The sequence below is a fragment of the Bradyrhizobium sp. IC4060 genome (assembly GCF_020193715.1).
Lineage (GTDB): Bacteria > Pseudomonadota > Alphaproteobacteria > Rhizobiales > Xanthobacteraceae > Bradyrhizobium > Bradyrhizobium yuanmingense.
Window position 1 is genome coordinate 110,566 of record NZ_JADYVJ010000006.1, and the last position, 18,693, is coordinate 129,258.

General features: G+C 63.2%; 21 protein-coding genes and 2 pseudogenes. 15 read left to right on the plus strand and 8 right to left on the minus strand.

The features are described from left to right. Positions 1-55 precede the first annotated feature (55 nt). The 6 genes from I6F16_RS21055 to I6F16_RS21080 all read left to right on the plus strand — a co-directional run bounded on the left by I6F16_RS21055 (position 56) and on the right by I6F16_RS21080 (position 5,444). A complete protein-coding gene (locus I6F16_RS21055) occupies positions 56-1,342 on the plus strand; it encodes an ABC transporter substrate-binding protein (protein ID WP_225112528.1) in 1,287 nt (428 codons plus the stop codon). Further along, complete coding sequence (locus tag I6F16_RS21060; RefSeq protein WP_225112529.1) at positions 1,339-2,262, plus strand: sugar ABC transporter permease; 924 nt, start codon at positions 1,339-1,341, stop codon at positions 2,260-2,262. Before I6F16_RS21055 ends, I6F16_RS21060 begins: the two co-directional genes overlap by 4 nt. After that, the gene (locus tag I6F16_RS21065; protein ID WP_057030516.1) at positions 2,255-3,112 is read left to right on the plus strand and encodes a carbohydrate ABC transporter permease; all 858 of its coding nucleotides are present in this window, start codon (positions 2,255-2,257) and stop codon (positions 3,110-3,112) included. Before I6F16_RS21060 ends, I6F16_RS21065 begins: the two co-directional genes overlap by 8 nt. Positions 3,113-3,122: 10 nt before the next feature. Continuing rightward, positions 3,123-4,232, plus strand: coding sequence for an ABC transporter ATP-binding protein (locus I6F16_RS21070; RefSeq protein ID WP_225112530.1), 1,110 nt, complete (start codon positions 3,123-3,125; stop codon positions 4,230-4,232). Further along, complete coding sequence (locus I6F16_RS21075) at positions 4,229-4,996, plus strand: SDR family oxidoreductase (protein WP_225112531.1); 768 nt, start codon at positions 4,229-4,231, stop codon at positions 4,994-4,996. The genes I6F16_RS21070 and I6F16_RS21075 overlap by 4 nt, the downstream gene beginning before the upstream one ends. Before the next feature lie 130 nt (positions 4,997-5,126). Continuing rightward, positions 5,127-5,444: a hypothetical protein gene (locus I6F16_RS21080; protein WP_141697647.1), complete on the plus strand. Its 318-nt coding sequence runs from the start codon at positions 5,127-5,129 to the stop codon at positions 5,442-5,444. 311 nt (positions 5,445-5,755) lie between these two features. On the opposite strand, the gene I6F16_RS21085 is transcribed toward I6F16_RS21080, so the two are convergent. After that, entirely contained in the window at positions 5,756-6,418 is a 663-nt protein-coding gene (locus I6F16_RS21085) for a phytochelatin synthase family protein (protein WP_225112532.1), read from the minus strand. A 258-nt stretch (positions 6,419-6,676) separates the two neighbouring features. On the opposite strand from I6F16_RS21085, the gene I6F16_RS21090 reads away from it, so the two are divergent. The 4 genes from I6F16_RS21090 (at position 6,677) to I6F16_RS21105 (ending at position 8,060) form a co-directional block, all read left to right on the plus strand. Further along, complete coding sequence (locus tag I6F16_RS21090; RefSeq protein WP_035699963.1) at positions 6,677-6,892, plus strand: dodecin family protein; 216 nt, start codon at positions 6,677-6,679, stop codon at positions 6,890-6,892. 156 nt (positions 6,893-7,048) lie between these two features. Beyond that, positions 7,049-7,360, plus strand: a complete 312-nt coding sequence (locus tag I6F16_RS21095; protein WP_057030484.1) for a hypothetical protein — start codon at positions 7,049-7,051, stop codon at positions 7,358-7,360. A 148-nt stretch (positions 7,361-7,508) separates the two neighbouring features. Then, positions 7,509-7,694, plus strand: coding sequence for a hypothetical protein (locus tag I6F16_RS21100; protein ID WP_225112533.1), 186 nt, complete (start codon positions 7,509-7,511; stop codon positions 7,692-7,694). 39 nt (positions 7,695-7,733) lie between these two features. Beyond that, entirely contained in the window at positions 7,734-8,060 is a 327-nt protein-coding gene (locus tag I6F16_RS21105; RefSeq protein ID WP_036010004.1) for a GcrA family cell cycle regulator, read from the plus strand. 81 nt (positions 8,061-8,141) lie between these two features. Here the strand turns inward: I6F16_RS21105 and I6F16_RS21110 are convergent. Next, positions 8,142-8,285 (minus strand): annotated as a pseudogene (locus I6F16_RS21110) (lipid-A-disaccharide synthase); the annotation flags it as partial. Between the two features lie 352 nt (positions 8,286-8,637). Here I6F16_RS21110 and I6F16_RS21115 point away from each other — a divergent pair. Continuing rightward, positions 8,638-10,173: a PAS domain-containing sensor histidine kinase gene (locus I6F16_RS21115; protein WP_225112534.1), complete on the plus strand. Its 1,536-nt coding sequence runs from the start codon at positions 8,638-8,640 to the stop codon at positions 10,171-10,173. 111 nt (positions 10,174-10,284) lie between these two features. On the opposite strand, the pseudogene I6F16_RS21120 reads toward I6F16_RS21115, so the two are convergent. Then, positions 10,285-10,460 (minus strand): annotated as a pseudogene (locus I6F16_RS21120) (lipid-A-disaccharide synthase); the annotation flags it as partial. 493 nt (positions 10,461-10,953) lie between these two features. On the opposite strand from I6F16_RS21120, the gene I6F16_RS21125 reads away from it, so the two are divergent. From I6F16_RS21125 to I6F16_RS21135, 3 genes are read left to right on the plus strand one after another with little or no spacing between them, the layout of a single operon-like run. Next, positions 10,954-12,303, plus strand: a complete 1,350-nt coding sequence (locus I6F16_RS21125) for a glycosyltransferase (protein ID WP_225173978.1) — start codon at positions 10,954-10,956, stop codon at positions 12,301-12,303. After that, the gene (locus I6F16_RS21130; RefSeq protein WP_225112536.1) at positions 12,300-13,346 is read left to right on the plus strand and encodes an HlyD family efflux transporter periplasmic adaptor subunit; all 1,047 of its coding nucleotides are present in this window, start codon (positions 12,300-12,302) and stop codon (positions 13,344-13,346) included. Before I6F16_RS21125 ends, I6F16_RS21130 begins: the two co-directional genes overlap by 4 nt. A gap of 34 nt (positions 13,347-13,380) precedes the next feature. Next, a complete protein-coding gene (locus I6F16_RS21135; protein WP_225112537.1) occupies positions 13,381-13,632 on the plus strand; it encodes a hypothetical protein in 252 nt (83 codons plus the stop codon). 52 nt (positions 13,633-13,684) lie between these two features. On the opposite strand, the gene lpxB is transcribed toward I6F16_RS21135, so the two are convergent. From lpxB to lpxA, 3 genes are read right to left on the minus strand one after another with little or no spacing between them, the layout of a single operon-like run. Beyond that, a complete protein-coding gene (gene lpxB, locus I6F16_RS21140) occupies positions 13,685-14,878 on the minus strand; it encodes a lipid-A-disaccharide synthase (protein ID WP_225112538.1) in 1,194 nt (397 codons plus the stop codon). After that, on the minus strand, positions 14,878-15,747 hold the full coding sequence (lpxI, locus tag I6F16_RS21145; protein ID WP_036038899.1) for a UDP-2,3-diacylglucosamine diphosphatase LpxI: 870 nt from the start codon (positions 15,745-15,747) through the stop codon (positions 14,878-14,880). The genes lpxB and lpxI overlap by 1 nt, the downstream gene beginning before the upstream one ends. 29 nt (positions 15,748-15,776) lie before the next feature. Continuing rightward, on the minus strand, positions 15,777-16,568 hold the full coding sequence (lpxA, locus tag I6F16_RS21150; RefSeq protein WP_036025239.1) for an acyl-ACP--UDP-N-acetylglucosamine O-acyltransferase: 792 nt from the start codon (positions 16,566-16,568) through the stop codon (positions 15,777-15,779). A 174-nt stretch (positions 16,569-16,742) separates the two neighbouring features. Between lpxA and I6F16_RS21155 the strand changes: the two genes are divergently transcribed. After that, on the plus strand, positions 16,743-17,063 hold the full coding sequence (locus tag I6F16_RS21155; protein ID WP_225112539.1) for a KTSC domain-containing protein: 321 nt from the start codon (positions 16,743-16,745) through the stop codon (positions 17,061-17,063). 12 nt (positions 17,064-17,075) lie between these two features. Here I6F16_RS21155 and fabZ read toward each other — a convergent pair whose 3' ends face one another. Then, positions 17,076-17,537: a 3-hydroxyacyl-ACP dehydratase FabZ gene (fabZ, locus tag I6F16_RS21160; RefSeq protein WP_036010015.1), complete on the minus strand. Its 462-nt coding sequence runs from the start codon at positions 17,535-17,537 to the stop codon at positions 17,076-17,078. Beyond that, a complete protein-coding gene (gene lpxD / locus I6F16_RS21165; RefSeq protein WP_036010017.1) occupies positions 17,534-18,601 on the minus strand; it encodes a UDP-3-O-(3-hydroxymyristoyl)glucosamine N-acyltransferase in 1,068 nt (355 codons plus the stop codon). Before lpxD ends, fabZ begins: the two co-directional genes overlap by 4 nt. Positions 18,602-18,693: the final 92 nt, after the last annotated feature.

An 18,693-nucleotide genomic window follows, 5' to 3' on the forward strand; every position in this document is an offset into this window, starting at 1 on the left:
GCTGAGCCCAAACGGCCTGTAAAGCGCGAAAGATTTCACACCGGGAGGAACTGCCATGCCGATCACAACAACAAGGCGTCGTCTGCTCGCTGGATCTGCTGCCGCGCTCGCCTTTCCGCACCTTGCCCGCGCGCAAGGCGCGGCCAAGCCGCGACTGACCGCGATCTCGCAATGGTCGGCGGGCAGCGACGGGGCGGCCATTACGGCGCTCGGCAAGAAATTCGAGGAGAAGGGCGGCGTTTGGCAGCACTCGCCCGTCCCCGGCTTCACCACCGAGATGATGAACAAGCTGCGCGCGCAGATCATGGCCGGCGATCCGCCGGCTTGCTCGCAGCTCAAGGGGCCCGAGATTGCGGCCTGGTCGAAGATTGCGCCCACCGTAAATCTCGATGCCCTCGTCGCGGCCGCCGGCTACGAGAAGGTCGTCGCTCCGGACCTTGCAAAGCTGCACAAGCCCGACGGCAAATGGATTGCGCTGCCGCTACAGATCTACAGCACCAACATGCTCTTCCTGTCCAAGCGCGCGATGGACAAGGCGAAGGCGGACAAGGTCCCCGTCACCTGGGCCGACTTCAACGACCTCGCCGAAAAGATGAAGGCGGGCGGAGTCGCTTCTCCCATCGCCAATGGCGGCACCCGCCCGGACGACGGACAGAAATTCGAGGCGGCTCTCGCGGGCATCAGTCCGCTCGCCTATCGCGCGGCCATCATGAATCTCGAGAAGAAGGCCCTCGAGGGTCCGGAGATCAAGGCCGCGTTCGCCCAGGTGCGCAAGATCGCCGACTGGATGGACCCCAACGTCGGCGCCCAGCATTTCTCGACCAACCTGAAGCGCTTCATCGACGGCGACATGGGCATGATGATCATGGGCGGATGGGCGCAGGGCGTATTGCGCAATGCCGGCTTCAAGCTCGAGGACTTCATGATTGCGCCAGGCCCGAGCGACAACGGCAAGCCGGTCTTCCTGTTGAATGCCGACGCCTTCATCTTCTGGCAGCGCAAGGAGGCGGACCTGCAAGCCGGCCAGACCCTGATGGCTCAGCTCGTCATGGATCCGGCGATCCAGACCATGTACTCGCAGATCACCGGCTCCATCCCCGTGCGCACTGACGTCGATCTATCAGGCGAAGGCTGGTCGGAGGGGCAACGAACAACCTCGAAGGCCTTGAAGGAGGCCATCGCCAGCAATCAGGCCGTCCTCAGCATGGCGCACAACATGGCGCAGGAAAACGGAATGACCGCGGCGATGATCGACGTAATCACGGAGTACGTGAAGAACAAGACGATCAAGCCGGAGCAGGCAGCCACCCGCCTCGCCGAGGCCGTCGAGGGCGCGCGTTGAGCAATGCCGCCACGATGAGACCGGGCCGGCCGGCGCTTCCCGAATGGGTGCGTCGGCTGCCCGAATATCTGACGATCTGGGTGCCGCTGCTGCTGTCGGCGACGCACCTCGTCTCGTTTTCGCTCTGGACGATCTGGATCTCGTTCACGCCGTCCACCCTCGTTCCCGTTGCGGGCTGGGTCGGCTTGCGCAACTACACGGCGGTCACGGCATCGCGCAACTGGCAAATCGCCTTCGACAATTTGCTGCTGTTCGGCAGCGCTTTCGTGCTGCTGAGCGCAGCGACCGGCCTCATCCTCGCGATCCTGCTCGATCAGCGCATTCGTGGCGAGAACGTGCTGCGCTCCATCTTCCTCTATCCCCTGGCGGTGTCCTTCGTGGTCACCGGCACGGTCTGGAGCTGGCTGCTCAATCCCGGTCTCGGGATCCAGAAGCTGGTGCACGACCTCGGCTGGACCTCCTTTAAGTTCGACTGGCTGATCGACCGCGACATGGCGATCTGGACCATTGTCATCGCCGCGATCTGGCAATCCTGCGGCTTTGCCATGGCGCTGTTCCTTGCCGGCCTTCGCTCGGTCGATCCCGACATCATCAAGGCCGCGCAGATCGACGGCGCGGGACCGGTCCGAACCTACCGGCGTATCATCCTGCCGTCGCTGTGGCCGATCACGGTCACCGTCGTGGTGATCCAATTGCAGTTCGCGATCTCGACCTTCGACCTCGTGCGCGCGCTCACCAACGGCGGACCGGGAATCGCGACCCAGCTGCCGGCACTCGTCGTCTACGACCTGATGTTCCAGCGCAGCCTGCTCGGCCGCGGCGCGGCGGCGGCCGTGCTGATGTTGCTCATTCTTCTCGCGGTGCTGCTGCCCTATGCGGCGTGGCGATACATCCAGCGACGGCGAGGCGCCCATGCCTGACCGCAGCTTCGCACCGACCCGGATCCTGATCTATCTCGCCGTCTTCTTGATCGCCGCGGCCTGGCTCGCGCCGCTCGTGGTCGTGGTGCTGAACTCGCTGCGGACCAACGAGGAGATCGCGCAGGGATCGATGATCGGCTGGCCGCAGCATCTGGCCTGGAGCAACTACGCCGCAGCCTGGAGCGGCTTCTGTGTCGCCGAGACCTGCGCCGGCATCCGGCCCTACATGCTGAACTCCGCGCTGGTCACGATTCCCGCCACGATCTTCTCCACCCTGCTCGGCGCAATCGCCGGATACGCTGTGTCGCTCTGGCGTTTTCGCGGCGACAACTGGATCTACGGCATCGTGACGCTGGGCCTGTTCCTCCCGCAGCAGATGCGCCTGTTGCCCTGGACCATCGTGCTGCGGGACATCGGCCTCATCAACACGCTGACCGGCCTCGTGCTGATTCACACCATTCAGGGGCTCTCATTCACCACGCTGTTCTGCCGGAATTATTATGTCGCCATTCCCCATGAACTGATCAGGGCCGCCCGCATCGACGGCGCCGGCTTCTTCCGCATCTTTTGGCGCATCATCCTGCCGCTCTCAGGTCCCATCCTGATCGTCACGGTGATCTGGCAGTTCACCCATATCTGGAACGAGTTCCTCTATGGCGTGACGTTCACCACCGGCCAGCAGCAGCCCGTCACCGCAGCGCTTATCGCGCTGTCCGCCGCCGTCGCGGATATCCCGCAGCATGGCGTGCAGAGCGCAGCGGTGATCATCGCCGCGCTGCCCACGCTGTTGATCTACCTGCTCGGCGGCAAGTACTTCGTCCGCGGCCTGACTGCCGGGGCCGTGAAATGATGGAGTTGTCATGGCAGCACTGAGCATTCGTGCCCTGTCCAAGCGTTACGCCAATCTGGAGGTGCTGAAGGACATCGCGCTCGACATCGAGAGCGGCGAGTTCACCGTGCTGGTCGGCCCGTCCGGCTGCGGCAAGTCCACCCTGCTCAACATCGTCGCCGGGCTCGACCGCCCGAGCGCGGGAACGATCGAAATCGGCGGCCGCGTCGTCAATGACGTCGCGCCGAAGGACCGCGACATCGCCATGGTGTTCCAATCCTACGCGCTCTATCCCTCGATGACCGTGCGCCAGAACATCACCTTCGGCATGGAATGCCGTCACGTTCCCAAAGCAGAGCAGGACGCTGCGGTCGGCAATGTCGCAAAACTGCTCCAGATCGAGCCGCTGCTCGGCCGCAAGCCCTCGCAATTGTCCGGCGGCCAGCGCCAGCGCGTGGCGATGGGACGCGCGCTGGTGCGCAATCCCCTGCTCTTCCTGTTCGACGAACCGCTCTCCAATCTCGATGCCAAGCTGCGCGTCGAGATGCGGATGGAGATCAAGCGCCTGCATCAGCGCATCGGCGCCACCATCATCTATGTCACCCACGACCAGATCGAGGCGATGACGATGGCGACGCGGATCGCCGTGATGCATCAGGGCAGCGTGCAGCAATTCGCCGATCCCGACACCGTGTACCGCTATCCCGCCAATCTGTTCGTCGCACGCTTCATGGGCTCGCCGCCGATGAACACCATGCCGGCGCGGCTCGAGGCCGAAAATGACGGTCCGGTCGTCGTGATCGGCGCGGGACGGCCCGACGAGCTTCGTCTGCGCCTGAGGGGATATGACGCCGCAGCACCCTTTGTCGGGCGCAAGGTGGTGTTCGGAATCAGGCCGGAATGCATCGCTGAGGGGAGCCGCACGTTTTCCAGCGAAGCGCCTGTCCTCGTCGAGGCGCCGGTGGAGCTGGTCGAGCCCACCGGCGCCGAGACGATGGTGCTCCTGCGGCTCGGCGGCGAGCCCGCGATGGCACGAGTCTCGCCGGATATCCGCCCCGCGCCCGGCACGTCCGCCGCCTTCGCGCTCGACACCCGCCGCATTTGCCTGTTCGACCCCGAGACGGAGCGCCTGATCGCATGACGAAGACGACCTATTCCAGCCTAGCCGGCAGCGTGGTGCTGATCACCGGAGGCGCCAGCGGCATCGGCGCCGCCTTCGTCCGGGCCTTCGCGGGCCAAGGCGCCCGGGTCGCCTTCTTCGACATCGATAAGGACGCCGGCGAAGCCCTGGTGCGGGAAATAGCGGCCTCGTCCGGGCCTGCGCCGCTGTTCGTGCCCTGCGATCTCCTCGACATCGATGCGCTGCGCAGCGCGATGGCAGAGGCCCGCCGCTCGCTTGGCGACGCCGCCGTTCTCGTCAACAACGCCGCCAACGATCAGCGCCAGGTGCTCGCCGAGGTCACGCCATCCGAGTTCGACTGGATGATCGGCGTCAATCTCAAGCACGTCTTCTTCGCGGCGCAAGCGGTGGTGCCACAGATGCAGGCGCGCGGCGGCGGCTCGATCATCAACATGTCGTCGATCGCCTGGATGCGCGGCGCGCCGGCACTGCCGGTCTACGCCGCGGCGAAAGCGGCGATCGTCGGCTTCACCAACTCGCTGGCGCGCTCCGTCGGTCCCGACCGCATTCGCGTCAACGCGATCGCGCCGGGCATGGTCATCACCGAGCGCCAGCGCAGGCTGTGGTATCCGGACGATCGGGTCATCGCCGAGATACGCTCGCGCCAGGCGGTGCCCGATGCGGTAACGCCCGAAGACATTGCCAATATGGCACTGTTCCTCGCCTCCGACGAAAGCCAGCGCATCACCAGCCAGTGTTTCAGGGTTGATGGCGGACTCGCCTAGGCCGGTGCGCATAAGACCGTTCGAGTGCCCTTTGCTTAGCCCTACGTGACGTTCGACAATAGTGATTGGAACTAGGAAACCTTGGGAGGTTCGCGCGTTTAGGGGCCGGAGCAAGCCGTGGAGGAGAAGCATGCGAACAGCAATTCTCGCATTGATTGTAGTTGCCGGAAGCGCAATGAGCTTCCAAGCAACGGCCCAACAGCAAAAGGCCGCACCCAGTGAGCAAACCAAGGAGGAGATGAAGCGCGACGTGGACCGGGAGCTCAAGGCTGGCCAGCCCAACGAGCAGATGCAGCGCGATGCGGACAAAGGGATCAAGACCCGCAACTCCGGAGAGTCCGGATACGTGGCCGATCAAGACAAGCCGGCCGCTTCGGCGCATCCTCCGGGCCGACCGGGAAGTGAGCAGACCACGGGTTCGGGTAGCCAGACCGGCACTCCGAAATAGAACACTCGGCCTGCTCTGCGTCTACGGCGAGTTGCGCGGGCGCCGGAAGTGGCCAATTCACGGGTCGCATGCGGTCCCGGGTTAGCGTGTCGTCCGCCTGGTTGCCGCCCAAATGTCCTCCCGGGGTCAGTATGTCGCGCTCAGTGTACGCGTGGAGCGAGACCCCGGGGGCAAGTGGCGGGCCGTCATAGGGCGCACAAGCGCCAGTCGAGGCAAGACGGCCCCCCGCGTTCTGTCCACCGCCGATAGACGACATCCCAACTGCCTCAAATGATCCGGCTAAGGGTCACGAGGCGACATGGAGCGGGATGTCACTCTATGAACAGCAGTCCCCTCTTCTTATCGCCGTCAAACGTATTTACAGCGTCGAACAGCCGCTTCCGTTCGACTAGCCACGGCTGGAAATCGAAATTGACATCGAGCACGAAAACGAGGTCTTCGGCTTCGAAATAGCCTCCAATTGGGGAATGGTGTCCACTACCAGCACCAAAAATATGAGCGCGATCGAAATTCACGATGTAGCGTCGCCGCGGATCGTTGGAGCGACGGAGATGCTCCAGAAACTGGTTTTCGCTGAGATCACGCAAGACAGTAACTTTCCGGCTGGTGTTGGACTGGGCGACGTTGGCCAGTTCGTCAAGCGTGAGCCCCATAATGCATACGCCTGTCCAGCAACTCCACGTCCCGGCCAACACCTTGCCTTCCGTCCTTGCCGCCTCGCCAAGGGACCGATACGCATTTGCAACAGCGGCAGGTCCGCAGCGAGAGCCATTTGACTGCCAAACAACGTGTCCTTCAAATGTTGCTGCCACGGGCAGGTGCCACGCACGCTCAATAAGCTCCGGAGTACGTGTGACCGATGAGGCTATGGCTTCTGATGGCACGTGCGATTGATTGACCACCAGGGCCCCGGCACACACCAGACTCAGGGCAATCACCAAGCTGCTGACGCTTACGCGGTGCCATCGCTTCATGGATCGGAACCTTGGCGGCAATGACGACTTAGGCGCGCAAAATCATACTCGGAAGCCGGAGAGCGCGAAGAAGATACCTGTCCGCGTTCGTTCGGGCTGAAAATGCGAACATAATTTCCGACAGGACGACCCGAGTTCTTCTTTTGGGTCGAACAGGAAAGTGACAGCCAATCGGACCCTTTCCGCGGCATCCCGAGATGTATCAGCGTCGAGATCCCAGTGCTAGACTTCCTGCTCCTAGCGATTGGGAGGACGAACATGCCCGATAGCGTCTACAAGGTCATTGAACTGGTCGGTACCAGCAGCGACTCATGGGAGAAGGCGGCCGCTAACGCAGTCGAGCAAGCTGCTAAATCTCTCCGAGATCTCCGCATTGCAGAGGTCGTCAAGCTCGATATGCAACTGGATGACAAGGGAAAAGTTGAGGCCTATCGCGCCAAGCTCAACGTATCGTTCAAGTTCGAGGGCTCCTGAGCCTCAGCACCTCGCCGCTTCGGGCGAGGACGGCTCATTGGACAGGCGCGTTGCGGTCCGCCAGCCGGACGCTGTGGCCCACCCCGGAAGTTGGCACTAGTCCGAGCGGGACCGAAATGCTTTGATGCGAAGGAGCGTATGGCGCGTGGTGGCCCCATGTACATGGTCATTCGCAAGTACAGTAAGGTTCGTTCGGTCGCCGACGCCGCTCGTCGCGCCAAGAGCGGCGTCGGTGAGATCCTAAGACAATCGCGGGGATTCAAATCTTACCATGTGCTGGATGCGGGCGACGGTGTCGGTATCGCGGTGATGATATTTGACGACCGCGAAAGCGCCAACGCAGCGAACGCCAAGATACTGGCATTTGTTCAAGCCAGTCTACCCGACCTCGATCTTGGAGTTCCTGAAATCGCTGCCGGCGAGGTTTTGGTGAACTTAGAGCCCAATGGGTCCTCGGGCATCAAGTAGCCGAAAACGCTGCCTGTTGCATGGCCCGCCGCCCGCTGATCGTGCAGTCTACCCGACCTGCATCGCGTTTGCGGCGGTCGCGCCCCGGCACCGGCATATGCCGGCCAAGAATCTGGCGACTGCGCTAATTTTCGAGGAGCACAATGCCATGAAGCAACACACCTCCGAAGCATTTTCCACCACAGCCAGGAAACTGCTCATGCGGATGCGCATCGTGATGCCACCCAGGGATCCCGATGAAGACGAGGAGGATGAAGACGAGGAGGACGAAGACGAGGATGAGGAAGATGATGCCGACGAACCGGCGGTCGTGCGCGAGCCGGACGAAGACTAGACTAGCCGGTGTCTGGCAGTCGCCGTTATACTATCTCTCATGGGCTGGGATGCGAAAGACATAGCGCTTCTCAAAAGGCTCTGGTCCGCGGGGCAGAGCGCGGCGCAGATTGCGCGCCATCTCGGCTGCAGTCGTAACGCGGTATGCGGTATGCTGAACCGTCTGGGCCTGAAGCGCGGCCACAAGCCGCCCACAGCGCAGCCCCAGATAAGGCCGGCCCCGAAGCTGAGGCCGTCGTCGGCCGCCTGCGCCCGTCCCATCGCGCGGAGGGTGTCGCCGAGTACAGCAGAGAGGGAGCTGCCAAAAGAATTCAGCCGGCAGCAGCTTTACGCCATTCTGGCTGAGGCGGTCAGAAACACTGGTTAAGAGCTCACCACGAACGTCCTTGCCCTCCCGTCCATGTGTCGGGCCCGCCTCGACGGGTTCGGACGTTCATGAGTACGCGCCTTAGCTCGTTCGCCTACTCTTCCGCATTGTTACGAGCACGATGTCGGCGGCGAGCACGCTCGGCGCTTTGTTGCCGGTCGACACGAACTGATGACGGAGCGGCGAATCCGTCAGCAGCGCGGACAGCGCAGGCGCCAGCTTCTCAAGTTCGAGAAATCCGCTTCAGTTCAACAAGCGAAGAACTCGCGGAAGCAAGTTTAGCCCGTTTCACTCCAATCAGCGGATCGATGGCCGCGTCGTTACTTTGCAAATGAGCGTCGGCCACCCGCGAGCCAGAAACAGGGCCCACCTCACACGCATACGTTGATGGAACCGGGTTTTAGCTCGCGTTGTTCCGGCTCGGGGTCGTCACAGCCACGTCGCTATAGAGAAGCCCTGTATACGGGAGTATAGTCGCCAAAGGCATATTCCCGATCGATCTTGACCGGCTCCGGGAGACGCGATCCGGCATGAGAAATCTGTCGATTGATCCATCACGCGTGAGCAAGAGATGATCATGCAACATGCGATTGAAGTGCCGTCGGTCGCCCTCGATTCGAATGAGAGCAAGCGCCCCGAGGAGGCACTGCGCGAGAGCGAGGAGCGCTTTCGCACGCTGGTGCAATTCTCCTTCGATGTGTACTGGGAAACGGACGCGGAGCATCGCTTCATCCGCCAAGAGTTCGCCGAGACGCTTCCCGAGCCGCCGGTCTCCGAGATCGGCAGGACACGATGGGAGATCCCGTATCTCGAACCTGACGCAGATGGCTGGCGCAAACACCGGGAGATACTCGACGCTCACCTCCCGTTTCGCGATTTCGAGCTCGCGCGGCCGATGCCCGACGGCGGCAAGCGCTATATTTCCGTCTCTGGGCTGCCCATCTTTGACAAGACAGGGAACTTCGTGGGTTACCGAGGTGTGGGGCGCCACATCACGGAGCGCAAGCGCGCCGAACAGGCGCTGATCGAGAGCGAGGCCCGTTTCCGTACCTTCGTGGACCACGCGACCGATACGTTCATGCTGCACAGTGAAGATGGTCACGTTCTCGATGTGAATCGGAATGCCTGCGAAAGTCTCGGCTACAGCCGGACCGAACTGGTTGGGGCAACTGCGGCCTTGTTCGATCTGGAGATGGATGAAGCGACTTGGCGTCGCAACCGCGAGCGTCTCAAGGCCGGCGGCATCGCTACGCTCGAGAGGCGCTATTGCCGAAAGGATGGCACTGTGTTTCCCGTCGAAGTTCGTATGCGCGAGTTCTGCGAAGTCGAACAGTCACGAATCATTTGTCTGAGCCGCGACATCACCGAACGCAAGCGAACCGCCGAGACGTTCCGCGAGATGCAGGCTGAACTAACACACGCCAATCGCGCGGCGGCAATGGGCCAGGTCACGGCGTCGGTGACGCACGAATTAAGCCAACCAATCACCGCTGTGCTCTGCAACGCAGAGGCCGCACTGAACTGGCTAGGAACACAATCTCCGAATTTCGAAAAGGCACAGCAGGCGCTCGCATCCATTGTCGCAGAAGCCAAGCGAGGCGGCGAGATCATCAGTTGGATCCGTTCCTTGATCAAGAAAGCTCCGACGCCGAAGGAGAGTGTCAATGTCAATGGCGCAATCCTGGATGTGATCACCATCGCCCGTAGCGAGCTGCTCAAACATGATGTCTCGATCCAGACCGACCTCGCTCCGGGCTTGCCGCTCGTGCAGGGCTATCGCGTTCAGCTGCAACAGGTGGTTCTCAATTTGATCCTCAACGCGATCGAGGCAATGAACTGTGTCGACGTTGGCGGACGAGAGCTGCGGATCAGCACGGCTGCAGATGCTTCAAATCTCGTTGTTGTCGCCGTACGGGATACCGGACCTGGACTTGACGTCGCAATCGTTGACCGCCTGTTCGAGCCCTTCTACACCACCAAGCCGGACGGAACCGGCATGGGCTTGTCGATCTGCCAATCGATCATCGAGGCGCACGGAGGACGACTTTGGACTGGTGCCAATGAACCACGGGGGGCGGCGTTTCACTTTAGTCTGCCTTCGCAACAGGAGTGATCCACGTCGCTTTAGCGTAACTCACGCCTTCGCTGTTGCGTTTGTTGGCGTCTGGCCTTGGAGGGCAGCTCACGCTTTGGAGGGGGCAGCTCAAGACTTTTATGAAACAACCTAGCTCGTTCGCCGGCATTGGCGCATCGTTGCGAGCACGATGTCGGCGGCGAGCACGCTCGGCGATGTGTTGCGGTCGACATGATCCGATCGAGCCTGGCGAACGCCTCGACCTGCTCTCGGCGGAACGGCGAACCCGTCAGCAGCGCGGAGAGCGCAGTTGCCAGCTTGTCCGGCGCGCCCTCCGAATGCCCCCTTCGGGTCGAATAAACAAAAGCCCATGCCAGTAGTTCACTTCCGGAGATCCGTGCGACACAGATCTCGATGGGGCGAGCGGTAGGTCGACAAAGCGGCACTTAGGGTTTGGTCAAGAAAGCAGCGCGCCTGGCCGCGAGCGGCGCCTGCCGAGAGGAAACACAGAAAGCTAGAACGGCCCTTGTTGCGAGCACCGTGCTGAGGGCGCCTACCACTATGATGGGGGCTGCAACGACCCGATCATTGCTCATTGCGCTTGCCCGCCTCACGCATCTCAGCACAACAATCTGCGCGGGAAAAGGGCCGCGAGGCTGACCTACAGTGCTCACGACATCGAGGCCCAAGGTCTTGGCGAGAAGTGAAGCCTGCGAGGACGTGCCCAACCGACGCTTGGGTTCGTATTGAATCAATCTTTAGAGTTCGCCGATCAGCACGGAACAGGTTGGACGGCCAACGCAGAGGTGCGGGGTGGCATTGATCCATCTCAAGCTGCAGTGTGTTCATCGGCATACGCCTCGCTCAGGAGTCTGGTCACCCCCTCTAGCGAGGCCCCCCATGTTGGAGATGTTGCAGCTCGTCGCCAGGACCGATCCGCTGCAGCTCTTTCTGGCTGTGCTGATATTCGACATCCCCCGCTTCACGCTTTCGCTCCTTTCCCTGGTCTTCTTTGGCATACGCAAGTCGAACGTGGAGCCGCCTGCCGAGCTTCGTTCGGTTACCGTCGTCATTCCGACCTTCAACGGTGGCTCGGGCCTCGAGCCGACGATCGCATCCTTGCGGCAGCAGACGCTGCGACCGGCCGAAATCATCGTCGTGGATGATGGCTCGACCGACGCGACTCGTCGCCTTGCGGAGCGTGCCCGGGCGCTCGGCCTCATCGACGCGGTGATCTGCCACGGCACGCGCTGTGGGCGCAGCGCGGCAATCAATGCCGGTGCCCGATTTGCCAGCGGCGACCTGCTCATGACCGTCGATGCAGACACCGTGTTCGAGCCAACTGCGGTAGCGCGGCTCGCCGACGCATTTCGTGATCCCCGCGTTGCCGGCGCGAGCTGCAACATCGCGATCAGCAACGAGCACGACTCGCTGTGGACCGGGCTGCAAAGCGTCGAGTACCTGATGTCGATCAGCGCCGGCCGCTCCGTCCTGGACGTCGCGGGGGCGATCGCCTGCCTGTCCGGCGCCTGTTCCATGTATCGCCGCGACACGTTCCTCCGGCACGGCGGCCTCGATGTCGGCCCCGGCGAAGACCTCGAATATAGTCTTCGGCTGCGCCGGCTCGGCCATCGTATCAGGTTCGTTCCGGATGCCTGGGCGGAAACGGCTGGCCCGGCAAGTGGCATCGGCCTGTTGCGGCAACGCGCGCGCTGGGACCGCGATGCGCTGCGAATCCGCTTCATGATGTATGGCGAATTGAGCTTCTTCCACCCACTCGAACGATTCCCGGACACGCTCCAGCGGCTGGACTTCGTCATCTTCGATCTCGTCCCGACGCTCGCCCTGCCGTTCTACCTGGCCTACGTCTTCCTGTTGTTCGGCCCGAACGCTGCGGCGTTTCTCGGCGCGATCTATATCCTTCTGCTCTGGATATCGATCTTTAACATGGCGCTCGCGTTCGTCATGTTCAACCGAACGATCGGCTTCTTTGCACTCGGCGCCTCGCTGATCTTTCCGTTCTACCAGGGCATCTATCTGAAGGTCGCCCGGTTCTTCTCCTACTCATCCGAGATCATCTTCGCGACCTCGCGGCATGACGACTTCGTGCCGCCCCGCGTCCGTCGCGCACTGCTGGGGGCGTCGGATTTCAAGGACGCAGCGCGATGAACATCGAAATCAATCGGCTCGATCCCAACGTTCCCGACCCCGTCGAAAGCCGCCGACGCGCGGCGGGGCGAATGGTGCGGTTTGCCTATGCTGTCGTCGTGTTCGGAGTGCTGGCATTCTTCGTCGTCTATTTCGGCGCACCCTTTGTCTATCTCGGCGGCGCCGGCACCGTTGCATCACCGCGCCACGTCGTCTCGCTGCCTTATACGGTTCAGATCACCAGGATGAACCTGGAGTCGGGTGCCCTCGTCAAGGCCGGGGAGGAAATTGCCGACGTGATTTCGCCAGAGCAGGATAGCATCGTCGCAACCTATATGCGCGCGCTGGCGGATATCAACGGCCGCACCGCCGAGTTGCGCATCAAGGCGCGCGTCGCGCAGGAATCACTCAGCGCGGCGCGAGCCTACCTGCAGGTCACCCGCGAGGCCGTCGAGCGCGTGGAAGCGATGGCGTCAGCGACGGTGACGTTCCGCATGGACGTGCTGCGCGAACGCGCCGCAGCCAGCAAGGCAGTGGTCTCGCACGAGGCGGAAGTGGCTGAGTCCGCTATTCAACTCGCTTCGCTCGACACCTTCATTCAACAACTGAACGGTCGCCTTGATGAAGTGCAACGCCATTACAATCAGGGAAAAGTCTTCGCACCCGTCGGCGGAATAGTGTCGACCAGCCTCGCGCGTGTCGGCCAGTCTCTGACGGCGGGCACATCGATCGCCGAAATCCTCGATCCGTCCGACATCTTCGTCGATTGGTACATCCCCAACGAGCGCCTGATCGAGCCGAAGGTCGGCAAGGAGGTCTTTGTCCTGTTCGGCAACCGGCGAATCCCCGGAAAGATCGTGCAAATCCTGCCGGTCTCCGCAGTGTACGCGGTGACGCAACAGGTGCAAATTCGAGACCGTCCCGCGACGCAGATCGCGCGCATCCAGTTCGACCCGGGAACGTCTGCGCCTCCGCTCAACTCCACCGTCTACGTTCACATGCACTACAGCCAATTTGCCGGGCGGATAGCCAGCGCACTTGTCAGTATTTTTGGGCTCGATTGAAAGTAAACCGCCCGCGGAAGCAGGATGACGGCACATGCAGATCGAAAGCCGTGAAACCGCGTGCCCGGCCTGTGGCGCCCGGGCGTTGCAGAGCTTTCCGGTGCTTCATCACATGATCTGCGCCTATGTCGGGCCGGTGTACGATTTCGGCGTGGAGACTGGCGGATATTCCTGTCCAAAATGCCGCCGGACGATCGTAACGAACGACGTCACTTGCGAGATCATAGGAACAAGCGCGCGCTGCCTGCGCTGTTGCAGGGAGATGGTCGTGTTGCCGACCAACTAACCCGAACGAAGGATAATGTCGGCTCTCCCGCTCAGCCGTCGCGAGCAGGCGTTCATAATAAAACACCCTGACCCGCTCGCCGGCCCTGGCGCATCGTTGCGAGCACGATGTCGGCGGCGAGCACGCTCGGCGATGTGTTGCCGGTCGACATGATCTGATCGAGCCTGGCGAAGGCCTCGACCTGCTGCCGGCGCAGCGGAGACTCCGTCAGCACGTCCCGAAGCGCCGGCGCCAGCTTCTCCGGCGTGCATTCCTCCTGCAAATACTCGGGAATGACATCCTTGCCGATCACGAGATTGGCAAGGATCACCGAGGAGACACGGATCGCGCGTCGCAGGATGAACGCCTCGATCGCGCCGACGCGATAGGCCGTCACCATCGGAATGCCCGACAGCGCGAGCTCGAGCGTCACCGTGCCGGATTTCGCCAGCGCGGCGTGAGCGATGCGGAAGGCCGCACGCCGCTCGTTCTCGCCGATCACGATCTGAGGCTTGACCGGCCAGCTCGCGATGCCTTCGCGGATGGTGGCTTCGAGATGCGGCATGGTCGGCAGCATCAGTTCGAACGCACAGCCCTCACCCCTTAAGCGACCGAGCGTTGCGCCGAACACGTCGAGATGATGCCTGACCTCGCTGCGGCGGCTGCCGGGCAGCACCAGCAGCACCGGCGGCTCACTGTCGCGGCGCGCCTGCTCCTCCGCACTCGGCCGCAGCGAGCCCAATTGCTCAATCAGGGGATGGCCGACATAGCTGCAGGGCGGGCCGCCGAGCTTGCGGTATTCCTCGGGCTCGAACGGCAGCAGGCCGAGCACGTGGTCGACATAGCCGAGCATGGTCCGCGCCCGTCCCGGCCGCCATGCCCAGAGCTGCGGCGAGACGTAGTCGACGATCGGGATCACGGGATTGCGCGCGCGCACGCGGCGGGCGACGCGATGGGTGAAGTCGGGGCTGTCGATGATGACGAGCACGTCGGGCGCGGCCTCGGTCACTGCGTCGGCGGTCTGCCGGATCAGCCGCAGGATCTTCGGCAATTGCTGCAGCACCGCGGCAAACCCGACGATCGAGAGCTCCTCGATCGGAAACAGCGATTCCAGGCCCTCGCGCGCCATGGTGCGGCCGCCGACGCCGACGAACTGCACGCCGTCGCCAAGGCGCTGGCGCAGCACCTTCATCAAGGCGCTGCCGAGCCTGTCGCCGGATTCCTCCGTCGCGATCAGGAAGATCTTGCGCTTGGGATCACGCGACATCACGCGGGCAGGCCGATGACGAAGAGATATTTGGCATCGGCAAGCGCGATCATCGCCTGCGGCTCGGCGGCGATGGTGTTGCCCGCGATGACGGCGATGCCGGCAAGGCCGGCAGCCGCGACGCCCTCGATGGTGCGCGGACCGATCGTCGGCAGGTCGAAGCGCAGGTCCTGGCCGCTCTTCGGTGCCTTCACCAGCACACCGCGTCCGGTGGCGGCGCGGATGCGGCCCTCCTCGCGCAGCCTCGCGACGCGGGCGAGCAGCGCGTCGGTGCCCTCGATGTCCTCGACCGCCACCACGTGGCCATCGATCACGACCACGGCCTGGCCGATGTCGAACGGGCCGAGTGCGGTCAGCACCGCCCGGCCCCGGTCGGTATCGGCCTTGCTGGCATCGCTCGGCCAGGCGCGGCTGATGCAGCCCTCAGGCATCAGGAGATCCGGCGCAACGTCCTTGATGCCGACCATCCGGAAGCCGTCCTGCTCGAGGATGCGGCCCACACCCGACAGCAGATGATCGTCGCCGCCACGGAAGGCGCGGATGACGTTGCCGAGCAGGCGCAGCGTCGTGAAGTCGAACCGGATCTCGGACAGCGAAGGCCGCACCAACGTGCCGATGAAGATCAGGTCGCGGCAGCCCTCCTCGCGGAACAGCCGCATCGCGCGTCCGAGCTGGCCGACGGAGATCCAGCGATGCCGGTACTTCTCCACCCGCTGGGGATCGCAGGCCCCGCGTAGCGGAAACAGCACCGGCGTGATGCCGTGCGCGGCGAGCGACTCGGCGACCGCAAACGGCATGGCACCGCCGCCGGCGACGATGCCGACCGGTGACGAAACCTGCAAAGCCGCCGATGTCGTGCCCGCGGCCATCCCAAGATCACTCCAAGATCATTTCAAGATCACTTCGCGATGGCGGGAAGACAGAGCGGGCGCTTGCCCTTGCCGATGAAGTCGAGGATTTCGGCGATCGCGGGGTCCTCGCCCGCGAGCGGCCGCGCCGCCTCCAGCCGCTCGGCGAAGGTGCCGGCGCCATGGAATAGCTTCTGGTAGAAGGCGCGCACGGTGGCGAGGCGCTGCTTGGTGAACTTGCGACGTTTCATGCCGATCAGATTGAGGCCTTCGAGCACGGCATATTGGCCGTTGACGAGACCGAACGGAATGATGTCGTCGCGCACGCCACACACGCCGCCGACCATGACCTGCGGTCCGATACGGGTGAACTGATGCACGGCGGACAGCCCGCCGATGAAGACGAAGTCGCCGATCTCGCAATGGCCGCCGAGCGTTGCCGAGGTCGCGAAGATCACGTCGTTGCCGAGATGGCAGTCGTGGCCGACGTGGCTGCAGTTCATGAAATAGCCGCGGTCGCCAACCGAGGTGACGCCCCCGCCAGCGACGGTACCCGCGTTCATGGTGACGGATTCGCGGATGGTGCAGCCCGCGCCGATCCTGAGCTGCGTCAGCTCGCCACGATAGCTGAGCGATTGCGGCGGCGTGCCCAGCGAAGCGAACGGATAGATGGTGCAGTCGTCGCCGATCGTGGTTTGCGCCGTGATGTGCACATGCCCGATCAGCTTGCAGTTCGCGCCGATGACGACGTTCGGGCCGATGATGCAATAGGGTCCGATCTCGGTGCCCTCGCCGATCACGGCGCCGTCCGCGATCCGCGCGGTGGGATCAATCTTGCTCATCAAGCCAATCTTACTCGTCAAGAAGGTCGGGTTATGTATTGAAGTCGCTCGGTTTTCGGCTGGTTAGCGCGACTATGCCCGATCTGTCCAGTGACGTATCATCTCGCCGTGTTTCAAGTGCCGGATGACGCGGCCTTCCCGTCCCCGCCAGGTTCATGTGGAGCTTCAACGATCGTGGTCAGGGCCCTGATCCTTCTGCTGGCGCAGCTCGCGGATACTCCGATCGTGTCGGAGGCGGTCGAGACCGGCGAACACCGCCTGGTCGATCTGCGGACATTCGAGTGCCGGGACATCACCCGCAGCACGGTGCTTCAGCGGGTCTGTTACGATCGCGCGCAGCAGGACCTGATCGTCGCGAGCAACGGCGCCTATCACCGCTATTGCGGCGTGACGGCCGACACCGTCGAACGCCTCCTCGGCGCGCCCTCCATGGGCCAGTTCTTCAACCGGACTATCAGGCGGGAGACGACCGGCAGCCGCTGCGATTGCACCTGAGCCCAGTGCCGCTCAATCGGTCAGCATGGCGCCGACGTCGGCTTCGGCAACGACCTGACCGTTGACCTTTGCATCGCCGTGAAACCACCACATGGTCTTGCGGCGGCCGAGCGAGCGCATGTGATACTCGATCGTGTCGCCCGGCAGTACCGGCTTGCGAAACTTGCACTTGTCGATGGTGAGGAAATAGACCGCCCGCGGCTTCTCGGTGCCCTCGACCGACTTGATGCCGATCACGCCCGCGGTCTGCGCCATCGCCTCGATCATCATGACGCCGGGATAGACCGGACGCTCGGGGAAATGTCCCTGGAACGCCGGCTCGTTGAAGGTGACGTTCTTGATGCCGATGCCGCTGTAATCGGCGCGGATGTTGATCACGCGGTCGATCAGCAGCATCGGAAAGCGGTGCGGCAGTGTCTGGAGGATCGCGTTGATGTCCACCAGCTCGAACTTAACAGGTGATTCCGCCGTCATTCCCGTCCCTCGTCCTTCGGATCGGCCTTGCTGTCGCGTACCAGCCGCTCCACCGCGATGATCTCCTTGAACCATTGCTTGGTCGGCTTGGCGAAGTGCCCGCCCCAGCGGCCGCCCGGCGGGATGTCGTCCTTGACCGCGCTCATCGCCGTCACCTGCGCCCCGTCGCCGATCTTGAGGTGATTGTTGATGCCAACCTTCGCTCCGAGCGCCACGTTGTCGCCGATGGTCAGGCTGCCGGCGAGCCCGATCTGGGCCGCGAGCAGGCAGTGCCGGCCGATCGTCACATTGTGGCCGATCTGGACCTGATTGTCGATTTTGGTCCCCTCGCCGATCACGGTGTCACGCAAGGACCCGCGGTCGATCGTGGTGTTGGCCCCGACCTCGACGTCGTTCTGGATCAGCACGCGCCCGGTCTGCGGCACCTTCAGATGGCCCTCCGGGCCGAAGAAGATGAAGCCGTAGCCGTCCTGGCCGATCGAGCAGCCGGGATGGATCAGCACGTTGTTGCCGATCAGGGCGCACTGGATAGCGGTCCGGGCGCCGACATTGCAATCCCGGCCGATCTTGACGCCGGGACCGATCACCGCCCCGACGCCAATCACAGTGCCACTGCCGATCTCGACGTCCGGGCCGATCACGGCCAGGGGGTCGACGACCACTCCGTCCTCGAGCCGGGCCGTGGGATCGATGATGGCCGATGGCGCGATACCGTCGTTGCCGACCCAGGATTGCGGCCGCAGCGCGTCGGCGTGCCATTCCCGCGCGATCCGGACAAAGGCGCGGAATGGCTGCGCCACCCGCAGCACGGCCACATGTTCGGGCACCTCGGCCTCGAAGCGCGGACTGACTAGACAGGCCCCCGCCTTGGTCGCCCTGAGCTGATCGGCGTATTTGAGGTTGTCGAAGAACGCCAGATGCATCGGGCCCGCTTCGTCGAGCGAAGCAAGGCCCGTGATGACGTGGCCGCCCCTCGCGGGGTCGACCAGCTGCGCCTTTGTCAGCGTGGCAATGTCGGCCAACGCTGCGGCAGGCGGCTTTGTGAAGAAGATCGGCTGCGCCATTCCACCCCGTCGCGGTCCGGCTTCGGCATGAAGCGGTCAGGCCGCATCATGCCTCATGTCCTGGATCGGCACGATCCCTTTCCGAAACCGGT